Source organism: Variovorax sp. P4_D9 (genome assembly GCF_056401695.1).
In genome coordinates this window covers 1-1,162 of sequence record NZ_JBFUIU010001514.1, presented here as the reverse complement: position 1 = coordinate 1,162, position 1,162 = coordinate 1, and the positions used below count along the sequence as shown (strand labels likewise).

The window sequence follows — 1,162 nt, the reverse complement described above, 5'->3', positions numbered from 1 at the left end:
TCTTTCAAGATCCAAGTGACCTCCACACATTTGAGGACGGCCTCGCAGCCGAGGTGTTCCCTGCGGCGCGCGGATGCACATAATGGCTTCTGGTGGGTGACTGACCGGGCGAGCGCTGGTGCCGGTGGGCCCCTCTCGTGGCTTTGCGCTTTGACGATTTGCGGACGAATCCCGCGCACCGTCGGCACGCTGCCAGTCGACAAACCAGCGCGCTCCGATCTGGTAGCGCACCATGCACGTCCTTTCCGACTTCTCGAGCGCTGGCAGTCTTCCATTCATGCTCGCCCTTGCCGCGATTTACGCGACGGCGGCGGTCTTCAGTGGCTTGTCTGGTTTTGGCTTCTCGGCCATCGGCTCCCTGAGTCTGATGGTCCTGCCTCCACAACTCGGCGTGGCCGTCCTAATGGGGTTGTCTCTGCTTACGCAGGCTTTCAGTTTCGGCAGTCTTTGGAGCGAAATCCGACGCCCTGTCGGCCTGCGGAACTGGCGCGCCGGAGTTGCCCCCTACCTCGCCGGAGGCATGGCCGGCATGCCAGTTGGACTGACGATCCTCTACGCCTTTGGACCCCGAGACTTGACGGTATCGCTTGGCCTGTTGCTCATGGCGTATTCGACATGGTCGTTGCTCAAACCCGCGACGCTGCGACTGAAGAGCAGCGCGCCTAGTCTGAAGCGCTCATTTCTTGTCGGCGCCCTCGGCGGCATCGTCGGCGGTTTCTCGGCCTTTCCTGGCTCGGCTTTGGTCGTGTGGAACGGCCTGGTTGGGGTCAACAAGGAAGAAAGCCGCGCGCTGACGCAAACCTTCATCCTGTGGATGCAGTTCGTTGGCCTGACGCTTCTGGCTGCCTCGCGACCACACCTGTTCGATCGTCCGTTCTGGATGATTTTTCTACCGGCGTTGCCATTGGCACTGCTCGGAAACGGATTGGGCATCGCCATCTACAGGAGGACAGGCGATGTGGGCTATCGCAACATCACTCTCGTAGCACTGGGCATCTCCGGTCTGGGGCTGTTGCTCAAGGTCGTCCTGGTATGACGGAAGTCGTTTCACACAAGTCACCCTTGACGAAGTACCCGGGTCGCCTGGGCCCGCCCTGCCCTTCCCTGGCTTTGATTTGGCCGCTCGCTCTCTATGGGCTCCGGGGCATCACGACGGCCGTTT

The 1,162-nt window shown here is 61.3% G+C and carries 1 protein-coding gene; it reads left to right on the top strand.

All coding sequences use genetic code 11. The features are described 5' to 3' along the window. The first annotated feature begins 232 nt into the window (after positions 1-232). Complete coding sequence (locus AC1DY5_RS56495; protein ID WP_478122848.1) at positions 233-1,036, top strand: sulfite exporter TauE/SafE family protein; 804 nt, start codon at positions 233-235, stop codon at positions 1,034-1,036. The last annotated feature ends 126 nt before the right edge of the window (positions 1,037-1,162 follow it).

What these genes read in the sequence shown, in the direction of transcription:
- AC1DY5_RS56495 (WP_478122848.1), top strand. Translation starts at nt 233, where the DNA reads ATGCACGTCCTTTCCGACTTCTCGAGCGCTGGCAGTCTTCCATTCATG.